Annotated in this window: 12 protein-coding genes and 1 pseudogene; 7 read left to right on the top strand and 6 right to left on the bottom strand. The window is 68.8% G+C overall.

Annotation, left to right across the window (positions count from 1 at the left end):
• On the top strand, positions 1–1,020 hold a 1,020-nt coding region (locus tag ACWCPW_RS48300), incomplete at its 5' end, for a M23 family metallopeptidase (protein WP_449768020.1).
• Positions 1,021–1,181: 161 nt separating this feature from the next.
• Positions 1,182–1,481, top strand: a pseudogene (locus ACWCPW_RS48295) (integrase core domain-containing protein); the annotation flags it as partial.
• A 490-nt stretch (positions 1,482–1,971) separates the two neighbouring features.
• On the opposite strand, the gene ACWCPW_RS48290 reads toward ACWCPW_RS48295, so the two are convergent.
• Positions 1,972–4,686, bottom strand: coding sequence for a WD40 repeat domain-containing protein (locus tag ACWCPW_RS48290; RefSeq protein ID WP_449768019.1), 2,715 nt, complete (start codon positions 4,684–4,686; stop codon positions 1,972–1,974).
• Between the two features lie 1,033 nt (positions 4,687–5,719).
• Between ACWCPW_RS48290 and ACWCPW_RS48285 the strand changes: the two genes are divergently transcribed.
• Entirely contained in the window at positions 5,720–6,121 is a 402-nt protein-coding gene (locus ACWCPW_RS48285; RefSeq protein WP_449768018.1) for a hypothetical protein, read from the top strand.
• Positions 6,122–7,159: 1,038 nt separating this feature from the next.
• Here ACWCPW_RS48285 and ACWCPW_RS48280 read toward each other — a convergent pair.
• The 3 genes from ACWCPW_RS48280 to ACWCPW_RS48270 all read right to left on the bottom strand — a co-directional run bounded on the left by ACWCPW_RS48280 (position 7,160) and on the right by ACWCPW_RS48270 (position 9,403).
• A complete protein-coding gene (locus tag ACWCPW_RS48280) occupies positions 7,160–7,669 on the bottom strand; it encodes an SRPBCC family protein (protein WP_449768017.1) in 510 nt (169 codons plus the stop codon).
• Positions 7,666–8,055, bottom strand: a complete 390-nt coding sequence (locus ACWCPW_RS48275; RefSeq protein WP_449768016.1) for a metalloregulator ArsR/SmtB family transcription factor — start codon at positions 8,053–8,055, stop codon at positions 7,666–7,668. Before ACWCPW_RS48275 ends, ACWCPW_RS48280 begins: the two co-directional genes overlap by 4 nt.
• Before the next feature lie 724 nt (positions 8,056–8,779).
• Positions 8,780–9,403: a hypothetical protein gene (locus ACWCPW_RS48270; protein WP_449768015.1), complete on the bottom strand. Its 624-nt coding sequence runs from the start codon at positions 9,401–9,403 to the stop codon at positions 8,780–8,782.
• Positions 9,404–9,762: 359 nt separating this feature from the next.
• On the opposite strand from ACWCPW_RS48270, the gene ACWCPW_RS48265 reads away from it, so the two are divergent.
• Positions 9,763–10,182 (top strand): YybH family protein, encoded by a 420-nt coding sequence (locus ACWCPW_RS48265; RefSeq protein ID WP_449768014.1) that lies wholly within the window; start codon positions 9,763–9,765, stop codon positions 10,180–10,182.
• A gap of 696 nt (positions 10,183–10,878) precedes the next feature.
• Here ACWCPW_RS48265 and ACWCPW_RS48260 read toward each other — a convergent pair.
• Positions 10,879–11,484 carry a dihydrofolate reductase family protein gene (locus ACWCPW_RS48260; protein WP_449768013.1) on the bottom strand — a complete coding sequence of 202 codons (606 nt, stop codon included), beginning with the start codon at positions 11,482–11,484 and terminating at the stop codon, positions 10,879–10,881.
• 1,216 nt (positions 11,485–12,700) lie between these two features.
• Here ACWCPW_RS48260 and ACWCPW_RS48255 point away from each other — a divergent pair.
• From ACWCPW_RS48255 to ACWCPW_RS48245, 3 genes are all read left to right on the top strand, one after another.
• Positions 12,701–13,294: a carbonic anhydrase gene (locus ACWCPW_RS48255; RefSeq protein WP_449768012.1), complete on the top strand. Its 594-nt coding sequence runs from the start codon at positions 12,701–12,703 to the stop codon at positions 13,292–13,294.
• A 47-nt stretch (positions 13,295–13,341) separates the two neighbouring features.
• Positions 13,342–14,814, top strand: a complete 1,473-nt coding sequence (locus ACWCPW_RS48250) for a SulP family inorganic anion transporter (protein ID WP_449768021.1) — start codon at positions 13,342–13,344, stop codon at positions 14,812–14,814.
• A gap of 737 nt (positions 14,815–15,551) precedes the next feature.
• Positions 15,552–16,136 (top strand): hypothetical protein, encoded by a 585-nt coding sequence (locus ACWCPW_RS48245; RefSeq protein WP_449768011.1) that lies wholly within the window; start codon positions 15,552–15,554, stop codon positions 16,134–16,136.
• A gap of 622 nt (positions 16,137–16,758) precedes the next feature.
• Here ACWCPW_RS48245 and ACWCPW_RS48240 read toward each other — a convergent pair.
• A complete protein-coding gene (locus ACWCPW_RS48240) occupies positions 16,759–19,215 on the bottom strand; it encodes a hypothetical protein (protein WP_449768010.1) in 2,457 nt (818 codons plus the stop codon).
• Between the last annotated feature and the right edge of the window lie 1,237 nt (positions 19,216–20,452).

Here is a 20,452-nt window from a genome sequence, read left to right as displayed (position 1 = left end):
CCCGGCGCCTGGCCGGTGTGCTCGGTCAAGGCGGGCCTGACCCGAGGCGGCGCCGCCGCCGACGTCGACACCGGCTCCTCGGCCGGCAAGACCGCGCCGAAGACCAACCCCAAGGCAAAGATCGAGAACGGGACCGCACCGAAGGCCGTGCCGAGGAAGGTCGAGGCCTCGGCCCCCAAGGTCGTCGCCGCGCCCGAGGTCGAGGACAAGGCCGCTCCCAGGACGGTCGTCGCCGACACCCCCGAGATCGCGCCGAAGACCGAGACGGCCGCGAAGGCGTCCTACGTCGTGGTGGCCGGTGACACGCTTTCCAGGATCGCCGACGCCCAGGGCGTCAAGGGCGGCTGGCCGGTGCTGTTCGAAGCCAACAAGGGCGTCGTCGGCGGCAATCCCGACCTGATCTTCCCAGGGCAGAAGCTCGCGGTCGACGGCTCGACTGCCGCGTCGACGCCGAAGGCCGCGGCCCCCAAGGCCGAGGTCGCCGTGCCGAAGGCGGAGACCGAGACGGACGAGGCCCCGAAGAAGGAGACCACGGCGCCCAAGGCCTGGACCTCGAAGACCGAGACCACCAGGAAATCCTCGGGCTTGTCGACCACGACCGAGAAGGCCTCCGGCGGGTTCGTCTCCCCGGTCGCCGGCGGCTCGCTCTCCGCGAGTTTCGGCTCGGGCGGTCCGCGCTGGTCCAGCGGCCACCACACCGGCCAGGACTTCGCGGTCTCGACCGGCACCACCGTGCGCGCGGTCACCTGGGGCACCGTTGTTTCCGCCGGTTGGGGCGGGGCGTACGGCAACGAGGTCGTCATCCGGCACGCGGACGGCAAGTACACCCAGTACGCCCACCTGTCCTCGATCTCGGTCAAGGGCGGCACCAAGGTCCAGCCCGGTCAGAAGGTCGGCCTCTCCGGCGCGTCCGGCAACGTCACCGGCCCGCACCTGCACTTCGAGGTCCGCACGACCCCGAACTACGGTTCGGCGATCAACCCGCTGAACTGGCTGCGCACCCACGGCGTCAACGTCTGACGGCAACGCGCGACAGGCCCGGCCGTGAACCTCCCTGCTCTGGCCGGGCCCACCGGCGTCGCGAAGCCGGCCGCTCCGTCTTCATCTGCTCACCAGCCATGGATCTCTTCGCGACCTTCTTGGCCGAGCCCAAGGTCAAGTCCCGGCCCAACCGGTACATCGATCGCGGCAGCAATTACACGTCCGAAGAGTTCGCGAAGTCGGTCGCCGGTCACGGGATGAGGCAGTCCGTCGGCCGCACCGGTGTTTGTTGGGACAATGCCCTGGCGGAATCATTCTTCCGGGCTTTGAAGAACGAATGGCTCCACCGCTACGTCTTCACCACGCACGCGAAGGCACGGGGTGAAGTCGTCCGATACATCGAGGGCTTCTACAACCGCCGACGCCTGCACTCCGGACTCGGCTATCGCACACCCCACGAAGTCCTGCACCCAGAGCAGGAATTGAACCTCGCGGCATAGAACAACAGCAATCAACCCGTCCGGAAACGCGGGGCTCCTCAGGTGGCGGTGCCCAGGACCGCCTTACTCGGGACGCGGCCATCCCGTGGGACCTGATGAGGCCCATGCCGGCCACCACGATCCCGACCATCCTGCCCACCGGCGAGCCGCGGTTCGCCGGGTCGCGCTCTCCATCAGGCAAAATCCGGCAGATCCCCGCCCGGTACCCACCGAGATACACGGCGGAACAGTCAAATAGCACCGCCGCGCGCGTGTTTCCGACGCGATGATGCATGCAGGGGATGTTGCGGTGCGCGCAGCGAGCTCGGATTCACGCGCCGGTCCGAACGAAATTATTTGCCGGCCGGCCCGGACATGGTCGATCGTGAAGACGATGAGGGCTCATCGTGGTAGCGGCGGGAGGGCTCCGCAGCGGCGTGCTTCGCGGGCATCGCGGTCCGATCTCCCTGCTCTGGAACGCCGTTGGGCTCCCCGGACGACCGCGCCGGGCTCACATACTTGACGTCGAGAGGTCCCACGCGAAGCAGACGACGTCCGCACCGCGTGCGACCACCAGTCGCTCGCGCGTCGCGACGAGGGGAATCGCGCGATGCCTCGCCCGGGTGGAGTGGGCATCGACTCGACAGATCACCCTGCCCGTGGTCAGGTCCCACACCAGCATCTTGTCTCTGTTGTCGATGGCGACGGCACAGGGGCGGTCTCCGACTGTCACCGTCTCCACCGCCACTACCGCGTCGGTGTGGTCGGCGAGGGTGTGCGTCCGGGTTCCGGTGATCAGGTCCCAGACCATCACCTGGCCGTCGGCGCCGGCGGTGACGGCGTGCGGGCGGCCCTCGATCGTGCTCGTTGCCACGGCATGCACCGCGCCGGTGTGGCCGGTGAGGGTGTGGATTCGCGTTCCGGTGGCGAACTCCCAGACTATTACCCGGCCGTCGGCGCCTGTGGTGACCACGCACGAGCGGCCTGCGACCGTCGTGGTCTTCGCCGCCCTGACCTTGCCGTTGTGGCCGGTGAGTTCGAAGGTGTGGGTTCGGGTTCCGGTGGTGAGATCCCAGAGCGTCGCCTGGTGGTAGGTGTCGTTGGTGATGGCGTATGGGCGCCCCTCGACGATCACGGTGGTCACGGCACGGGCCGGGCCGAAGGGGCCGTTGAGCGTGTGCGTGTGGGCTCGGATTCCGGTGGTCAGGTCCCAGGATACCGACTGGCCGTCGGCGCCGGTGGTGACGGCGTGCGGGCGACCCTCGACGGTCACCACTGTCACGGCGTCCACTGGGCCGGTGTGGCCGGTGAGGATACGGGTTCGGGTACCGGTGGTCAGGTCCCAGACCATCGTCTGGCCGTTGTCGCCGGTGGTGACGGCGTGGGGGCTGTCCTCGACGATCACCGTTGCCACCGCGCGTACCGGACCGAAGTGGCCGGCGAGGGTGTGAATCCGCGCTCCGGTGGTCAAGTCCCAGACGAGCACCAGGCCGTCGGCGTCGGTGGTGACCGCGTATGAGCGGTCTTTGACCGTCATCGTGGCCACGGCGAGCACCAGGTCGGTGTGTCCGGCGGATGGGTAGGGCGTGTCGATGGTGAGATCCCAGACCATCACTTGGCCGTTGTCCCCGGTGGTGACGGCGTGGGGGCGATCGTCGACCGTGGTCGTCGCCACGGCATACACCGCTCCGGTGTGGCCGGTGAGGGTGTGGGTTCGGCGTCCGGTGCCGAGATCCCAGACCGCCACTTGTCCCTCTTCGCCGGCGGTGACAACGTGCGGCCGGCCCGCCAGGGTCAGCGTCGCGACGGCGTAGACCGCGTCGGTGTGGTGGGCGAGGGTGTGGGTTCGCATTCCGGTGGTCAGATCCCAGACCTTCACCTGGCCGTTGGGATCGGTGGTAACGGCGTGCGGGCGACCTTCGACGGTCACCACCGCCACGGCGTATACCGCGTAGGTGTTGCGGTGGGTGAGGGTGTGGACTCGGGCTCCGGTGGTCAGATCCCACACCAGCACTCGGCCACCGTCCTCGCCCGTGGTGACGGCGTGCGGGCGACCTTCGACGGTCACCACCGCCGCGACGTATATCGGGCCGAAGTGGCCGCTGAGGGTGTGGATTCGCGTTCCGGTGGTCAGATCCCACACCAGCACTTGGCCGCTTTCGTCGGTGATGACGGCGTACGCGCGCTCTTCGAACGCTGTCGTCGCCGCGACGTATATCGGGCCGAAGTGGCCGGTGAGGGTGTGCGTTCGGGCTCCGGTGGTCAGGTCCCAAACCATGGCCTGGCCGTCCTCGCCGGTGGTAACGGCGTACGGGTGCCCCTCGACGGTCGCTGCCGCGACGGCGTTCACCGCACCGGTGTGGCCGGTGAGGGTGTGAGTCCGTGTTCCGGTGGTGAGGTCCCATACCAGCACTTGGCCGTCGTCGTCGACGGTGATGGCGTGTGGGCGATCCCGGAGGGCCACCGTCGCCATGCCGCGCACTTTGCCGGTGTGGCCGGTGAGGGTGTGGGTTCGGGCTCCGGTGGCCAAGTCCCGGACCAGCAAACGGCTTTCGCCGTCGTGGGTGATGAAGTGTGGACGGTCACCGATCGTCGTTGTCACCACGGTGCGCACGGAGTCGCTGTGGCCGGTGAACGCATGGCGGAGCCCGGGGTGTCCGGCTCCGCTTGCCCACAGGGGAACGACTCCGGCCGCGCCGAGATCCCGCACGACGGTGGCGAAGGCACGCGCGAGTTCGGGCTTTCGCCAAGCGGCGGCATCCCGGGCCAGGAGCTGGCGGCGGACCCGGATGTCGTGGCGTCGGGGGTGATGGCTGGTGCTCATTCGGTAGATGTGGGTGTGTTCGACGGCGTCGGAAGCGGTGGCGTGGTGCAGTTGGAGGGTGAGGTGATCGGGATCGGCGTGCAGCAGGAACGCCGGGTCGGCGAGAAGTTCGTCGAGGACCCCCTCCCCGGCGCTCACGGCGTGAGCGGGGGCGTGGCGCCGCAGGTACGGGTGGGCCAGTGCCCAGTTGCGAGCGTGGCCTTGGGCTGGGGGAATGGCGTGCAGGAGAGCCCGATGGGTGGTGGCGGGGTCGGCCAGGTGGTGGGTGTGGTCGATGAGGGCCTGGTGGGAATAGCGGTAGAGGAGACTGCCGTCGGTGTCGGTATCGGTGTCCAGGCAGAAGCTGATCCGGTCGAGGGTTGCGCGGGTGGCGTTGATGTCCGACGGGGGTGCGCTCTCCATCCGAGGGGTGTCGTGGCTTCGGGCGACTTCGTGGAGGAGTTCGCATGGCATGCCGAGGCCACGGGCCTGTCCAAGAGCGCCCAGCACGGGGAGGACCCAAGGGTCGGTGTTTGTGAGGCGAGTGACGCGGCGATCGAACACATCGGTGATGTGGGAGGGCGGGTCGGGTGTGATTCGCATGAGGTCGTGCTCCTGGGCGAGGTCTTGGTGGAGGGACTGGTCGGTGTGAGATGCCGAACCCGACGCACAGGCCGACCACCACTCTCCGAACCGATTCACGGGCTCCCCGCTCCGTCCTGCGAACCCGAGGCGATGCCCCTGCAGGCGGGACGCGCGGCGACCACGATGCCGGCGCCACGATTCACCCGACACCGAGAAACGCGCCGACGCGACGACCCGGCCGGCTCGTTCGCGATCGCCTCAATGGCTCGGTCGCCGTGCCCTGATCCACCAGCGAGAGCCACTTGTTGGACACGCACGCTTGGGAGGATTTCGATGGCCTCGGCCGAAGGGTTTCATCCCGGCCATGTTGCTCTCGGCTGTGCCGGCATCGAGGTTTCCGCCTCGGTGAGCCGTGAGTTCGACCACCGGACTCGTCCTGCCCCATCGTCGGTCACGTGCGAGTGGCGGTGCCGGTCGATTCGAGTTCGTCAGTGATCGCGACCGCGGGGTGCTCTGCGTGCGCGTCGTTCCGGGCTCGTCCAGTGCCGATACACGACGGTGACACGTGAAACCTCGGGGATCAGGAAGACTTCGGCCATGCCGTCCACGAGTGCGCCCTCGGACACGGCATGCGCCGCCGTCACTGCCGAGGGCAGAGGACAGCCCACCTCCAACAGGAGTGGACCGCCATCGCCGTGATCATCGGCTTCTCAGCGGGCATGCCGACGACTGGTGAGAGGCGCGTGCAGCCGTCGGGTTCGGACGGCGTAGTCAGGGTGGTTCGAGTCGGCGTGGTGACGCCGGCACTGCGGGGCGGGCTCGGAGCAACGCACGCCCTTCGTCCGGGGGCGCGTGTTGTCGGTAACTCACCATGAAGGCACCGGACTTGCTGGTTCGAATGTCGTTTTCTTACATGTCGGTTGGATCGGCGGTGATGAAAGGCTGCGGTAGACCAACCGAGCGAAAGTGGGTCCTGATGAAGAAGGCACGACAGACTGCGGCAAGGGCGCTGGTGGCTGGAGCGACGGTGTTGGCACTCACGCCGATGATGCAGGGGACGGCTCATGCGGGGGCCTACTGCCATACGCCTTCCCAGTACGCCTGGATCTACGAACGTATGGACACGACGTCCGAGATCATCGACCGTCTCTATAAGGGAGTGACAGTCGAAGCCACAAGCAGCGGGAGTGGTTGGTATGCGGTGTCGCGTGTGGACACGCACGTCAGGTTGGGATACATGCCGACCTATTCACTGGTCTGTAACGGTGGCTGATCTCCGCCGGAGCAGGGGTCGCGGCCGTGCGGACCGAGAGGATCCGGTCGGAACCGTGTAGCCCGGTCGGCCGCAGTGCGGTGTGGGGACGTGCTGATTTGGCGCGTGGGCTCACGCCCGGGAACGATCGTCGGTTTGACCCTGTCGATGGTCCTGATGTTTCCCGGTTGCGAAAGCATGGTCGGCGGGCATACTCGGGTCGATTTCGAAGCCGACCCTGGTAGTCGAGGTGGGCGTTGTTCGTTCGTCCCGTTCCGGGGAGCAGGTCCCGCCCGGCCTGCGTAGGCCACGCGGGCGAGCAGTCCAAGCGGTTCGATCGCGAGTCGGCCGGTCTCGGATTGACGCCATGTCCGCTGCCGGATCCGGTGGCGCGTGACATGCGGTCGACATGGCGATCGACCCCATGCCACGGGCACGACCTCGCAGCGCTGGGTCGGCGAGATGGTCAAGGGCCTGCGGAGGGCGCGTTCGCGGCGAGGTGGCGCGGTCCGACGAAGACCGTGAGGCCCGATTCATCTGTGCGTTCGACGGGGCCGCGGTGCCGGCCCGATATGGCGGGTGAGGTCCGTCTCACCAAGTGTCAGTCGTGGTCCGTGTCTGACCTGTATCGGACGCGGAGCGTCGGCAGGATCGTGAGGCGCCGGGGCTCCATGGACCAGACGATGAGGCGGTGTTCGTCCGGACCCGTTGACCTCCACCCGACGGTGCGCGAGGAAGTCGATCGGGTGGCCGAGGCCGGCGCCGTCGACGTTAGACCGGTTGCGATTCTTCAGGGCGGGTTACCTCCTGGCCTGTGCGACCCCGGTGTTGACGTTCGACCAATCGATCGACGGGATGCTCGATCTCCTCACCGAGTACTCGTGCGACACCCACGGGGCTCGGTGTGGCCGCTCGCGGAAGAGGTACGGCAGGTGGCCGATCATCGTTCACACGTGCTCCTGCTCGCCTCTCGGCTGGTTTCCGCTCGCCGTCGGGCGAGGACGATCGGCCCGCGAACGAGAGGTGACCGGCCGGGGAGCGGCGCCTCGGCCGAGCCGGTCAAAGTGAGGTGACCTGTGCCTCGAAGTAGGGCTTCTGCGACGGGTAATAGTCGTCGAAGTCGGGCTGTGGGGCGCCGTCGCGTGAGGTGACGAGCATGTCGAGGTAGTACTCCCAGCCGGGGCCGATCTCGCCGACGCCTTCGGCACTCCCCAGGTGGTGCACGAATCGCAGTTCGGTGGTGCCGTCCCCGACCGCGGCGAGCAACAGTTCCAGGCGCCAGTTGCCGAACTCGTCGGTGGCCGAGAGCGCGAGTCGGGTCGGCGGTTCGCACGCGTCGATGCGCATGTCGGCCCAGGGTTCCTGATCCTCGTAGGCCATCTGCACTTTGATGGTGCGGCCCGGCGCGGCGTCGCCCTCCCAGCGGCCGTACCAGCGCGCGGTGCGTTCGGGGTCGGTGACGCTTGCCCAGACGTCCTCGACGGGTGCCTGGAACGTTCGGGTGACGACCAGGTCGAAGCCGTCACCGACGGGCAGCAGCCGTCCGGTGGGTTCGGGGGTACGGCTCATGCTGTGTCTGCCTCTCCGTGCGTGGCGGGCCCGGTCCGGTCGGCGACGCGGTCGGGTGCGGCGGTGCGGCGCGCTCGGCGAGTGCGGTAGACCTCGGTCTCCAGCGCGTCGAGCCGGTGCTCCCATCCCGATGTGCGGGCGAACCGGGCCAGCCAGGCCACCAGTTCGTCGAAGCGGTCGGGTTGCAGCACGTAGTAGCGGTGCCGGCCGACGAGTTTGTCGCGGACCAGGCCGCTCTCCCGCAGTACGCGCAGGTGCCGGCTGACGGCCGGTCGGCTGATGTCGAACCGCTCACTGATCTCGCCGGCGGAGAGCCGCGCGTCGCGCAGCAGCACCAGGATCTCCCGACGCACCGGATCGGCGATCGCGCCGGCTATCTCGTCCACCAAGGAAGCGTAACTCGATGGTTACGTGTTTCGCAACGAAAGCTTCCACGTGGTCCGTCGCCTGATGGCGATGCGGCGATATGTCCGAGGCGGCCCCGCCCGACCGGCGCCGTTTCTGCGGAACCTGCTCGCCAACGCGATCAGGTATCGCGACCCCGAGCATGTGCCGCTCGCGCCTGTCGGTCGAACGCGTCGGCGACGTGTGGCGGTTCGCGATCACCGACAGCGGCATCGGTACTGCCGCCGAGTACCCGGACCGAATCCAGGGATTGTTGAATGAGCCTCAGTCGCCCTGTCTATCCTAATGAAACGATCGATATCGTCGTCCGAGACGCCGGGACTGGCGGGTCCGGGCGCGTTGCTGCACATCCTCGCTCCGATTCGGACTCACCTCGTGGTCTGCGCGGTCCTCTCTGCCCTCAGTGCGGCGGCGGTCGTGCCTTACATCGCCGTTGCCGAAACCCCACGCCTCATGCTCGACGACCCGGCAGGGGCCCACACGGCCGTGTGGGCCTGGGTCGGCGTCGGTGCCGCGGGAGCCGGCCTATGGCTGGTGCCAGTCCTGTCAAACGGCGTTCTCGGTGGTGCCGGCGCCGGTCCACCGTCCGGGTCGCCCGGGAAGCCGGGTCGTGGTGCGCGATCCCCGTCCGGGGACAGGCAAACGCCGCTTGCTCAGGCGTGCTCGTCGGCCCGTGTCACAGGAGTGGCGCGGTGTGCCGTCGGGTCACTCCTGGTCGAAGCACGGGATGAGGTGAAAGACCGTGGCCTCGGTGTCCGGCACTTCGACGCCGAGCCCGGTGGCCACCAGCGCCGTTGCGAGTTCCTGTTTGTCTCCGGTCCACTGCAGGGGGAGAGGCAGCAGCAGATCCGAGTCCTGGTCGAAGCAGTCCTCGTGGTTCTGTGTCGTCCAGAACACGATCCTGGACCCGTTGCCCCGGCTCCTGGCAGCCTGCCGGCCGTCGGTTGACGTCCAGGCCAAGGCCCCCTCGGCCACGTAGCCGCCGGCGCGAAGTCCGGCGAACACCCGCATGATCCGCTGCAGATCACGCTCGTCGGTGTCTTGGGGCAATAGGGTCGCGGCACCCTCGTCCCGGGTGAGGGGAATGACGAGGATCAGTCCTTGGGCGGCGAAGGCGACCTGCGCGTCGGAGGCGTTGCCGCGCCAGGTCAATCGGAGTTCCCGGACCACGTTGCCGTCGGCGTCGAAGCTGTCGTCCTCGTCGGCGGGCAATCGCACGAACGGGTTCCCCTCCGGTACGTCCTCCTCATCCGCCTCGAGCACGGTCCAGCCGAAGCCCTCCAGGATGTCCAAGGCGGCGTCGTAACTTCCGATCGTGGATGCCGTCATCCTCGTTACCCGCTTCCACATGTGTGCCGGGTCGACAATGGGCGCGGAATCACCCGCGCCGACCGTACACAAGAGAACCCTCACGGCGTACGGCCGGAGTGACAAGGCGCCACGCAGGATGTCCGGTCGCCACCGCGCCGACCACGCTCGCGGCGGTCGCCACGCCCGTCAGGACCGCCATGGCCGCGTGCGATGCCACTCCCGTCGATGCCCGCCCACGGATGTCGTCGCGACAGTCGATGGGTCTGCGGGGGTGCCCGGCGCCTCACCGCCGGGTACCGGCCTCGCGTCGCCGCGATGAGTTTCCACCACCCCGCGAGTCATACCCGTACACAGTGCCGCCAAAAAGGAGTCCACCCATGACCGACGAACAGCTGATCCGCGATCTCATCGAACGCTGGGCCGGTGCCGTACACGACGGCGACCTGCCCACCGTGTTGGCCGACCACGCGGCGGACATCGTCATGTTCGACGTCCCGCCCCCCGAGCAGGGCGTGCGCGGCATCGAGGACTACGCCGAAACCTGGCCCGGCTTCTTCGAGTGGCAGGCGTCCGGCGCCGTCTTCGAGATCGAGTCGCTGGAGATCACCGCCAGCACGGACGTCGCCTTCGCGATCGCCCTGCTCCGCTGCGGCGACCCCACCGACTTCGCACGCCACCCGGACCGCCGCCTACGCCTGACCCTCGGCCTCACCAAGGCAGCCGACCGTTGGACCGTCACCCACGAACACCACTCCTTCACCCTTCCCCCAAGCCCCACCCAAACCCCGGCCGACTGACCACCCGCTGTCGCGGCCGCACGGCACGGGCCGTCGCACCGAGCACCTCGGCCGAGACGTTGTGGCCTGCCCCGCTCGCGCCGGATGGTCGGACCCGGCAGCGGTGGTTTGTCTGCGACAGGGCGTCACCGAGTACGCCGGTCGGGCAACCCGGTGCGGGTCGAGCGGGCGGAATCCGGAGGGAGGCGCGCTGGTCGGCCCCGCCGGACCGCTCTCCCGGCCACCGGATGTCCGGTCGATACAGGAGCCGTCGGCCGGTGTCGCGGTACGTCACGGCGGTTCGGCGGGTGGCGTCCGATGGCGATCGGCGAGCCCTCCGGCGCGAGGTTCGGATGGGCGGCGGCTGTTCGACGGTGACCGCGACGTCCCTCCGGCACGACGGCGGATCGCGACAACCCAGGCCTCGTGGGCGTGATGCGATTGGCCGCCGGTGAGATGCTCGCACCCGACGGGGAGAACGATTCCGATCGCGCCTTGTCGCGATCGGAATCGTTCCCGTCGACTTTCGCCTGCCGGGTCCGTGCAACATGTCACCGGAGCGAGTGTTCGGACTCCGGTCCGGCCACCCGCTCGCGGTTGCATCGTCGAGGCCTGTGGTCTCGCGCCCGCTTCCCGATCGCGGCCGTAGACGCGTCGCGGTGTTCCGTCGTCGGCGACGCCACCGTCGCGGCCGGTGTCGGGAGTACGGTTCGCGCGTTACTCGGCGGGCTGGGGCAGGTGGGTCTTGGCGTCCTCGTAGGTGGCCTGGCCGCCTGATTCGGCTCGGGCGTAGATGAGGTGGAGCACGCCGGTCGCGAACGCGCGGGACGAGAGCAGTCGCAGCGGGATCGGGGTGTCGGCCTCGTCGAACAGGCGCATGCCCGAGCGCAGGGCGATCGGGTGTACGAACAGGTGCAGTTCGTCGAGCAGGTGGGCGTCCAGGAGTTGGCGGACGATCGAGACCGAGCCGCTCATGGAGATGTCCCCGCCCGCTTCCTTGCGCAGGGCGGTGACGGCGTCGACGAATTCGCCGTCGAGTTGCTCGGAGTTGCGCCAGGTGAAGTCGAGCTTCTGCTTGGACACCACGATCTTGCGAGCATCGCCGAACATGCGTGCGAGACCCGCGTCCGCGCCGCCGGCCGCCTCGCGCTCCGGCCATGCGCCCGCGAAGGCGTCGTAGGTCTTGCGGCCGAACAGCATGATGTCGGCCGAACTGTCGATGGCGGCCGCCATCTCCTCGTCGTAGTACGGGAAGTGCCACTTCTCGGGTGACTCCACGACCCCGTCGAGCGAGATGAACAGGCCGGCGGTGATTTTCGTCATCATGTTCCTTCGGAAGAGTGATGGACGGTTCCTATGGTTCGACTGCGTGGGAACGTCGAACTCATCGGTGCCGGCTCTGTCATTTCGATCTTTGTGCACACGCCAGGCGACGACCCGCATGATCCCTCCCGGTGACGACCTGACCTCGTCCGCGGCCCCCGGGGGGACCGACTCCCCGCGCACGCCGTCGATACACCCGGCCCGCGCCGCCCGTCCTTCCGGAGCCGGCCGGGCGGTTCGGAGGCGTCGCGCCGGTCGAGCATGCCGCGGCGCCCACAGGGCGACCGAGAGGCGTGTGTCGCCGTACACGGGCAGCGTGCCGTGCGCGTCGCGACAGAGGGCGAAGCCGTCCACGCCCGGCACCCGCGGCGCCACGACGATCGGCAGGGGACTCGTGTGAGATGGGAGGACACGCCGTTGCGCGCGAGCGGCGCGTTCGGCACCGAGGCGACTCGGCAGCGGACGCGACGCCCTCAACCACCTTGCGTGACCGCCGAATCCCCGCAGGCCACCCATCGTTAACGAACCGTTTGCTATGAGTCACTAATATGCTCGTAGCCGTGGAGACCGCAGGGTCGAATCGACCACAGCATTCTCACCGTCCGACCCGAGTCCGGCCCGACTCTGCACGAGGAGCCGAGTAGTGACCCGAGCCAGAATGGTCCAGATGCCCAGGGCCGTGCCCACCACAGTGAAGCCGGCGCACCGGGTGCGCGCCCACGGAGCCTGCGGATCGGGCGCGAGAGTGGCCGCACCCGTCGCCGCGCGGCCCCGAACCGTCCCGGCGTGCGGCCACCTCCCGCAGCCCACAACCATGGCCGGGCACTTCCGGAACCGCAACCACCCGAGTTCTCGGAGCCTGTCCTGTCCAACGGCTGAACCCGCCGCGCCCGCGGCCGCAGGACCCGCCACGCCGGCCCCGGTGGCTTCCGAAGCCCGCCGACTTGCCGGGCACAGATCGCCGAAGGAGAGAACGTCCGGCGTTCTCAAGGCGTTCGACCGCTGAATCGAGGCGCGCTCGCCCACACCCTGGGCCCCTGCCAGCCTGGGCATCCGCTCGACCCACACACGGTCTCGCCCATCCGCCTGCCGCTGCGCCTCCACTACAGGATCCTCGCCGGCGGCGACACTCCCTCACGCCTGTCACGACCTGCGTCGCTCCCCGACGCATCCGTCACACCGACGCGCCCACAGGGCGCTCAGGAGGCACCCTCACATGAAGCATCTCGTCGACCACGCCCGCGCATTCCCGCGACAGGCGGCCCAGCAGCCCGAGGAATTAAGCCGGCTCGCCGAAGGGCAGTCGCCGCACGCCCTGTTCGTCACCTGCTCGGACTCCCGGGTCATTCCCTCCATGATCACCGGGGCCCGCCCCGGGGAACTCTTCGAACTGCGCACCGCCGGCAACATCGTCCCCCGCCACGACCAGCCGCATCCGGCCGGAGAGTCGGCCACCATCGAGTACGCGGTCGAGGTGCTCGAGGTCGCCGACATCATCGTGTGCGGCCACTCGCATTGCGGCGCGGTCGGCGCGATGGCGCGGAGCGAGGACCTGACGGCGCTGCCCGCCGTCCGGGACTGGCTCCGGCAGGCGGCACCGCTGCCGGACGGCATCGACTCCGGACCCCTCGATGTCGCCGAGGCGGTGCAGTCCCACGTCCTGGACCAGCTCGACCGGCTGCGCGCCTACCCGTGCGTCGCCCGCCGACTGGCGGATGGGCGACTGCGCCTGCACGGCTGGTTCTACGAGATCCACACCGGTTCCGTGCTCGCCCACAGCGCACACGCCGACGCCTTCCTCGCCCTGTGAGCGCGCCCGAACGGCGATGGCCGACCCTGCTCCGCGGCCGCAAGAACGTGGAATCCGCCGATCTGCGACGCGACTTCACCGCCTCCCTCGTCGTCTTCCTCGTCGCGCTGCCCCTGTGCGTGGGCGTCGCCGTCGCATCCGGAGTCCCGGCCGAACTCGGACTGGTCACCGGCATCGTCGGCGGCCTGCTCACCGGTCTGTTGCCGGGCAGCAGCCTCCAGGTGTCCGGCCCGGCCGCCGGGCTCACCGTTCTCGTCTACGAGGCCGTACACGAGTACGGCCTGCCTCTCCTCGGCGTGATCGTCCTCACCGCCGGTCTGCTCCAACTGCTCATGGGCGCCCTGCGCCTGGGCCGATGGTTCAGGGCGATCTCCGTTGCTGTCGTCGAAGGCATGCTCGCCGGGATCGGGCTGGTCCTGATCGCCGGCCAGCTCTACTCCATGGCCGACACGAAAGCCCCCTCCGGAGGACCGGCGAAGATCGCCGGGCTGCCCGACATGTTCTTCGACATGGCGCGTTCCGGCAGCGCGCAGGCCGCTTCCGTGCTGGGGGCGGGCACGATCGCGGTGCTCGTCCTGTGGAAGAAACTTCCCGCTCCCGCAAGGGTCGTCCCGGCTCCGCTTGCCGCTGTCGCCCTGGCGACCTCCGCCTCGATGCTCTTCCGACTGCCCGTCGCGAAGATCGAGGTGCAGGGCCTGCAGGGGGCCATCCAGCCGCCGGACGTCGGCGACTTCGGACAGCTCGCGGGCCTCGGTCTCATCGGCACCGTCCTCGCGTTCACCCTCATCGCCTCGGCGGAAAGCCTCTTCAGCGCGGCCGCGGTGGACCGACTGCACGACGGACAACGCACCGACTACGACAAGGAGTTGATGGCACAGGGCGCGGGGAACACCCTGTGCGGTGTACTCGGCGCGCTGCCGATGACCGCGGTCATCGTCCGTAGCGCCGCCAATGTCCAGGCCGGCGCACGGACCAAGGCGTCGCGCGTGCTGCACGGCGTGTGGCTGCTCCTGTTCGCGGCGCTGCTGCCCGCGGCCCTCGGCGTCATCCCGCTCGCGGCGCTCGCGGGTGTCCTGGTACACGCGGGCTGCAAGCTCATCCCCGTCGCGGCGTTGAGGCAACTGTGGCGTGGACACCGCGGCGAGGCCCTGATCCTGGTCGTCACCGCCGTCGCGATCGTCACGGTGAGCATGTTCGAGGGCGTTCTCATCGGGCTGGCCCTGGCCGTGGTCAAGACGGCCTGGGACACCTCGCACGTGCGTGTGGACGTGATAGACAAGGGCGCCGGTCCCATCCAGGCCCACCTGAGCGGCAACGCCACGTTCCTGCGCCTGCCGAAGATCCTCGACGCGCTGGAGGCCCTGCCGCAGAACCGGCCCATCGAAGTGCACATGTCCGGCCTGCGTCACCTCGACCACGCGTGCCGGACATCCCTGGAGAACTGGGCCGCCCGCCACAGCGCCGAGGGTGTCGAGCCGGTCAGGGTCAATTCCCGGCCCGAGCCGGGCCCGCCGGGGTAGGCCACCGGGCGGGGCGGGGAGTGCGAGGGGGATCGACCACCGGTCGACGTGATGCACGCACCGGCGGCCGGGTGGCCTCCGGTGCGTGCCGGAGTCGGTGGCTCTCCCTCGCATCGGCCGCGCGATCCGATCGTCGCCCTCGCCGGGGACGAAGAATCCCCCGGCGGGGTGCGGTTGGGCACCTGTTCCGACAATGCGGCCAGGATGCTCGTGGTTGTTGCGCGTTGGTCGAAGTCCGGTGTCGAGTGGTGCTCGGGCCGGTTTTGGATCGGCACAGGCGGGCGTCGGTCCGAGTCGCTCGATTGCGTCCATGGCGATCGAACTCGGAGTTCACCACGAGAGGCTGCGTGGTTGGACGCGGTCGACCGCGCCGAAATGATTGCGTATCACACCTATCCCCCCGGGGTTCGGTGGATTCATTCCGTGCGCGCGACTCCGGATCGCGTCGTCGGCGTGCGGGTTCACGGTGCGACACCATTCGGACACATGTCGTGTCCGAACGATGGAGCTGTCGCCATTCTCCAATTGGTGCCCTCTGATTTACGGTTTCATCCGGTGCGTACGCACAGATGGTGTGTACGTCATCAACGGAGAGACACGAGATGCGAACTCGTAGAGCTCTGGTCGCCTTCACGGTGGCCTTAGGGGGTTTGGGAGCGGGGATTCAATTCTCCGCACCTGCCGGCGCCGCTCCCAGTTGTTCCGATCAGGAATCGGTGAAGGATTCCGGGGCGGGTGTGCCCAAGCTGGCGTCGTACTGCGTCACCTATCAGGGCGGCGAGGTGATGGAAGCTCACGGCGCCTCCGGTCGACTCGCCGCGACCGGCTATCTGAACAAGGGGCGCAACTGGTTCGTCTGTCAGGCGGAATCGACCATACCGAACCCGAGGGTCGGCGAGCACACGAACAACTATTGGCTGCGCACCCTGGCCGACAAGTCCTATGCCAATGGTGGTTGGGGATGGTTCCCGGCCACGTTCGTCACAGCCGGCGTGAGTGGGAAGCCCGTCCCGGGTGTCCCCATCTGCCCGGAACATATCGGTCGATTGGGCGGTCCCCGTACCGTCCAGCCACCTCGGCACGCTCAGACTCAGCCCGCCAAGAAGAAACAGGCTCAGACTCAGCCCGCCAAGAAGAAACAGGCTCAGACTCAGCCCGCCAAGAAGAAAGTGGTGCCGAAGCCTGCTCAGGCACCCCCTTCCTCCGCGCCCGCGCCTGCGGTGATGGCCATTCCCGCCCCCGCCCGCCCCCCGAGGATGCCGCCGCCGCCTCCTCCGCCGCCTCCTTCGCGTGTGCCCTTCTGGGTACCGACCGCCAAGTGACCGAGCGGTCGCAGTCCGGCCACGATCCACCCGGCGGTCGGCGTCGGGGCTTCGTCCTTGCCGAGAGTCTCGGGTGAATCGGTTCCTCGGCGTCTGGGAAGCGCAACCGCTGGCGTCGACATTCGGGACTCTTTATGGATCACAGCGACATTCGGCCCACGAACTCCGTTTCGACGTGGGAACGTTCACATGGCGTGCGCACTGAAGACCGTGCCCGCCACTTCCCGACGGCGAAGTGCAACCTATGCGGCCGACTCGGTGGAATGCGGACCCGCTGACCACAAAGCCGGATCGAGGCCCGGGCCGGCATAGGCGATGAGCCGGCCTCCGGCTTCGTAAGAAGTCGGAGGCACTCGTCGCAGGCTCGTCGCGAATGCCGGCCCAGAGCGCCGTCGAAGAAATGATCCCTCGACTCGTGTCCGTTTCGTCCCACGGCGTGTTGCCCGTCGAACGCCTGCGACATGGGAGAACACGGTATGTCCATGCCCTTCGGCTTCGTGGAGTCGGCGACGGAATCGGCTGGTGGCGCATACGTTCCGCATCCAGGTCCAGGAGTCGGCAACCCCGCCGGCGGTCCTCGTCGGCCGGGCGCTGGTCAGCGAGTTCGTCCGACCTCGCGTGATCACCTCGGAATCGACGTCTTGGCGCTCGCGCCGGGGCGGGTCGAGCCGGCGGGCGACGGCGTGAAGGCGGTGTGCCGCGCGGTGGTGGGAGACCTGTTCGGGGTGGGGAGCGCGTCGGCCGCCGTGGCGGGGCGTTCGTTGATGCCCGGCGAAGCGGTGATCGCGGCCGCCGTATGGACGAGTTCGGTGAGAGAGCCGGGGAAGTCGGGGAGAAGGCGTGCCGCGACAGCCCACGATTCCACGGAGTCACCGAGCGGAGCAGTGATCAGCGGCCGGACGTCTTCGGCGGGCACGAGGGGCAGCGCGGCTCTTGCCGGACGGGCCTCGGCCGCCAGTTCCGCAGCGTCGAGGCGGTCGCGAAGGGTTCCGCGCAGGCGCCAGGGCAGGTCGTCGATCGACCGGTGGATCAGGGCGCGCAGCAGTTCCGTGGGGCAGTCGTCGTGCTCGGCCAGCGCCTCCAGCGCGGCGGGGTCCAGCGGTTTGTCCGTGTGCCGGCGCGCGACGGCGGCCCAGGGGATCGGGCCGATCTCCTCCGTGACACGTTCGATGCGGTCGCCCACTGCCGCACCGCCCTTTCCGATGAGGTAGCCGGCAACGGCTTCGGGGGTCAGGGCGTCCGCCAACTTGTCCTGGAGGTAGGCGAGTCCGTCAGGTCTTGCGAGCGCCTCGCGGGCCGTGTCGAGCGTCTGCGGGGGCAACGGGTGCTTCGCGCTGCGCCGCCGCGGGAAGTCGGTCTCGTCCAGGAGGGCTTCCACGGCTGTGGGGCCCTGCCGCTCCCACAGTCTGGCCAGCAGTCGCAGGCGTGCGACTTCGGTGTATACCTTGGCCCGTCCGAGCAGGATGCGCACCAGCGTGGCGTCGCCGGAGTACACGCAGTCGAGCAACCGCTCGCGCACATCGACGAGTTCGTAGCCGGAGAGAACGGTGTCCACCAATCGGTCGGCCACGGGGATCTCGTTGTGCCGGTCGGCGGAGCGCGGGCGGCCGGCGAGGATGCGCCTGCGCTCGGCGGCGGGCAGGCTGCCGTATTGGAACAGCAGGGCGTTGATCTCGGGCTCGTCGAGGTCCAGCAAGAGGTCGCGATCGGCCCCGGTGGGTGCGGCGGCCGCCCACCACACCGCAGCGTCCTCGTGCGCCGCGAGGAGGGCGTCCCGAGCCTTCGTGCCGAGCCGCGCGTACCGCAACAGGTCCTGGACCGCTCGCGGGTCCAGGTGCGGGACGAGGGGAATCGTCGCGTCCTCGCCGGCCGCGGACAGGAGAACGGTCAAGGCGGCGCGTGCCCCCTCGGGCGGGCGTCCGGGGATTTCCGCCCGGGTTTGGCGCGGCCAGGCCGGCGGGGGATCGGTGCGCACACGGCCGACGGCGTCGGCGACCAGGGCGGTGCAGGGGCCGCGGAAGCGGGGCAGCCGTGTGTACAGGTGGATCCATGCGGCGGGATCGGCGCCGAGCGGCGTGACCAACTCGGCCAGTGCGGCGACGATGTGCGGTTCCGGAACGTCCTCGCAGCCGATTGCGGTCAGCACCTCCAGGGCGGGCCCCGTCTCGTGCAGGAGGCGCTCGATGGGGAACCATCCCCGCCGCAGTCCGCGTCGGATGGTCTGCGACCGCAGGTCGGCGCCGTACCGCTGCGGATGTCGAATGTCCAGCGCATCCAAGGGCAACGGGCTCGTGTCGGGGAGCGAGCGGGGGTCGGCGCGGTAGTGGTCCGTCAGCAACTCCGCGGGGCAGTCCCGGTGTTGCGCGAGCGTCGCCAGGGCATGCGCAGGCAGCGGGTGGCGCCGGTGTGCCGCGGTGATCGCGGACCAGTCGACCTGCGCGGCCGAGGCGCCGCTGTCGCCGGTGCGCAGCGCCAGGAGCAGTTCGGCCGCGGTCGGCGTCGGGATCGACGCGGAGGCCGGTGCGGGACTGGCGGGTGCGTCGTCGGACGCGGTGAAGGCGGGGCCCAGATGTTCGTGTGCGACGGCGGCAAGGCGGGCGAACGGCGCGGTCAGGAGCGGAAGGAAGTCGAGCGGGTCCCGGGGGGATTCCTGAAGGAGCATGGAGACCAGTCCGTCCGCCGCGTGCCATGCCGGATCCGAAGGGTGCCGCACGGCGGAGAAGACCGCGGACAGGACGGTGTCGCGGGCCGAGTATCCGGTGTCGCGGAAGGGTCGGGGCTGCCTCGTCGTGTTGCGGTAGAGCGTCACGGCGATGGTCGGATCGTCCAAGCCCGTCAGCACACGGATGATCCGCATCCCGACGGCGTCCGAGCGTACGGCCAGTGCAGACTCGGCGAGTGCCAGGGCCAGTTCGCGGTCCTCGCGCACCTGTGCGCACAACCAGTCCACCACCGGTTCGGTGTCCGGAAGTCTGTACAGCCGCAGGGCATCATGTATCTCGTTGGGCATCCGTGCGTACAGCGAGGGGAACAAGGACGGATCGGCGAATGCGTAGGCGAAACCCGGTGTGGAGGACATGGGCGGCAACTTTAGGCTCCCGGTCCGCCACCGGGGTCGGTCTGTGGTCTGGGTTGCAGACAAAGGTGGTCCTGGGTCGCTTTGGCGAGGCTGGAGTCCACCCGGCGGGAGGTACCGTCAGGGATACGATCGCAAGCGTTCCACCTGCACAAACAGCCGCTGATCGCGTACTTGCCGCGGATACCGGCCGGAGCATTCCGACACGTGGTTGCACACTCGAATCCGGCGCGTTTGTACGGTCGGGTGGGGCGGACGGACGCGGCTCTCGGCATCGAGAGCGGGTGGTCGCCGACCGCGAGCGGCCACTGCGCGCGGAGCGCTCGCTCGTGCGTCGTCGTGCCCGGCAAGGCCCGGAGGCACCTCGCCATCGGCCTGGTCGTGTGACCATCGACGGCGCCGTACCGGCGATTCGCCGGGGACCGTCCCACACCTGCCCCGGACGCTTCAGATCGGGAGCGGTGGGGTTGCGGGCGGAGTCCTCGGCGAACGTGCGGGGCAGACCCCGAAGCAGGGTGCGCATTCTTTGTCGAATAGCGCATGCGTGGACCCGGCCGGGTGCACACGTCCCCATGCGTCCGTCGGTGAGGTTGACCCCGACGTTCAAGAAGGTGCCGCACCCGGGCCGGTCGCGGACGGCACGGGGCGAGGGCGCGGCTCGGTTCGGGCACTGCTGTCGCAACTCGAAGTGCCACCATGCGCCTCAGCCGCTGGCGGGTGCTCTGGCGTTGGCCCGTCGGTTGTAGACGAAAATGGGAACCGGCAGAGCACCACGTACTGCTACGCCTATCCGAAGAGCTCGGTCTACGATTGGCGGTACGGTAGTGCCGCGACCGGGATCCTGAAAGCGGGACAAGTTGGTTCGTGTGCAAATCGCAGTTCCCAGGCATTGAGAACCCGTGGACCGGATCCGCAAAGTATAATTGGTGGCTCTGGACCCAAGGTGACACCAAGTGGTATCGCAATGGATGGGGATGGTTCCCAGCCAACCGTATATCCGGTGGATGGACCTACGCACGTGTTCCCGGCCTTCGCGTCTGCTGACGTCGAACCAGTACCCGGCGGATAGTGCTGTGACCGGAAACGTTCGCTGAGTTGGTGGGTTATGCGGTGGTGTCGAGAGGGTGTTCGCCCGAGTGGATGCCCTTCTCGCAGCGCATAATTGCGTGTTCCCTGCGTTGTGCGGCACGGGCGTCCGGCTGCACGGACCCCTCGCACATTGGGATGCGTCCTGGTTACG

It is taken from the genome of Embleya sp. NPDC001921 (assembly GCF_053594475.1).
This window is presented reverse-complemented; position numbering and strand designations above follow the sequence as displayed.

Excerpts from the sequence above, each read along its gene's own strand:
- ACWCPW_RS48260 (WP_449768013.1), bottom strand. The coding sequence starts at position 11,484 with ATGACGAAAATCACCGCCGGCCTGTTCATCTCGCTCGACGGGGTCGTG.
- ACWCPW_RS48240 (WP_449768010.1), bottom strand. The coding sequence starts at position 19,215 with ATGTCCTCCACACCGGGTTTCGCCTACGCATTCGCCGATCCGTCCTTG.
- ACWCPW_RS48280 (WP_449768017.1), bottom strand. The coding sequence starts at position 7,669 with ATGAGCCGTACCCCCGAACCCACCGGACGGCTGCTGCCCGTCGGTGAC.
- ACWCPW_RS48265 (WP_449768014.1), top strand. The coding sequence starts at position 9,763 with ATGACCGACGAACAGCTGATCCGCGATCTCATCGAACGCTGGGCCGGT.
- ACWCPW_RS48270 (WP_449768015.1), bottom strand. The coding sequence starts at position 9,403 with ATGACGGCATCCACGATCGGAAGTTACGACGCCGCCTTGGACATCCTG.
- ACWCPW_RS48290 (WP_449768019.1), bottom strand. The coding sequence starts at position 4,686 with ATGGAGAGCGCACCCCCGTCGGACATCAACGCCACCCGCGCAACCCTC.
- ACWCPW_RS48255 (WP_449768012.1), top strand. The coding sequence starts at position 12,701 with ATGAAGCATCTCGTCGACCACGCCCGCGCATTCCCGCGACAGGCGGCC.
- ACWCPW_RS48285 (WP_449768018.1), top strand. The coding sequence starts at position 5,720 with ATGAAGGCACCGGACTTGCTGGTTCGAATGTCGTTTTCTTACATGTCG.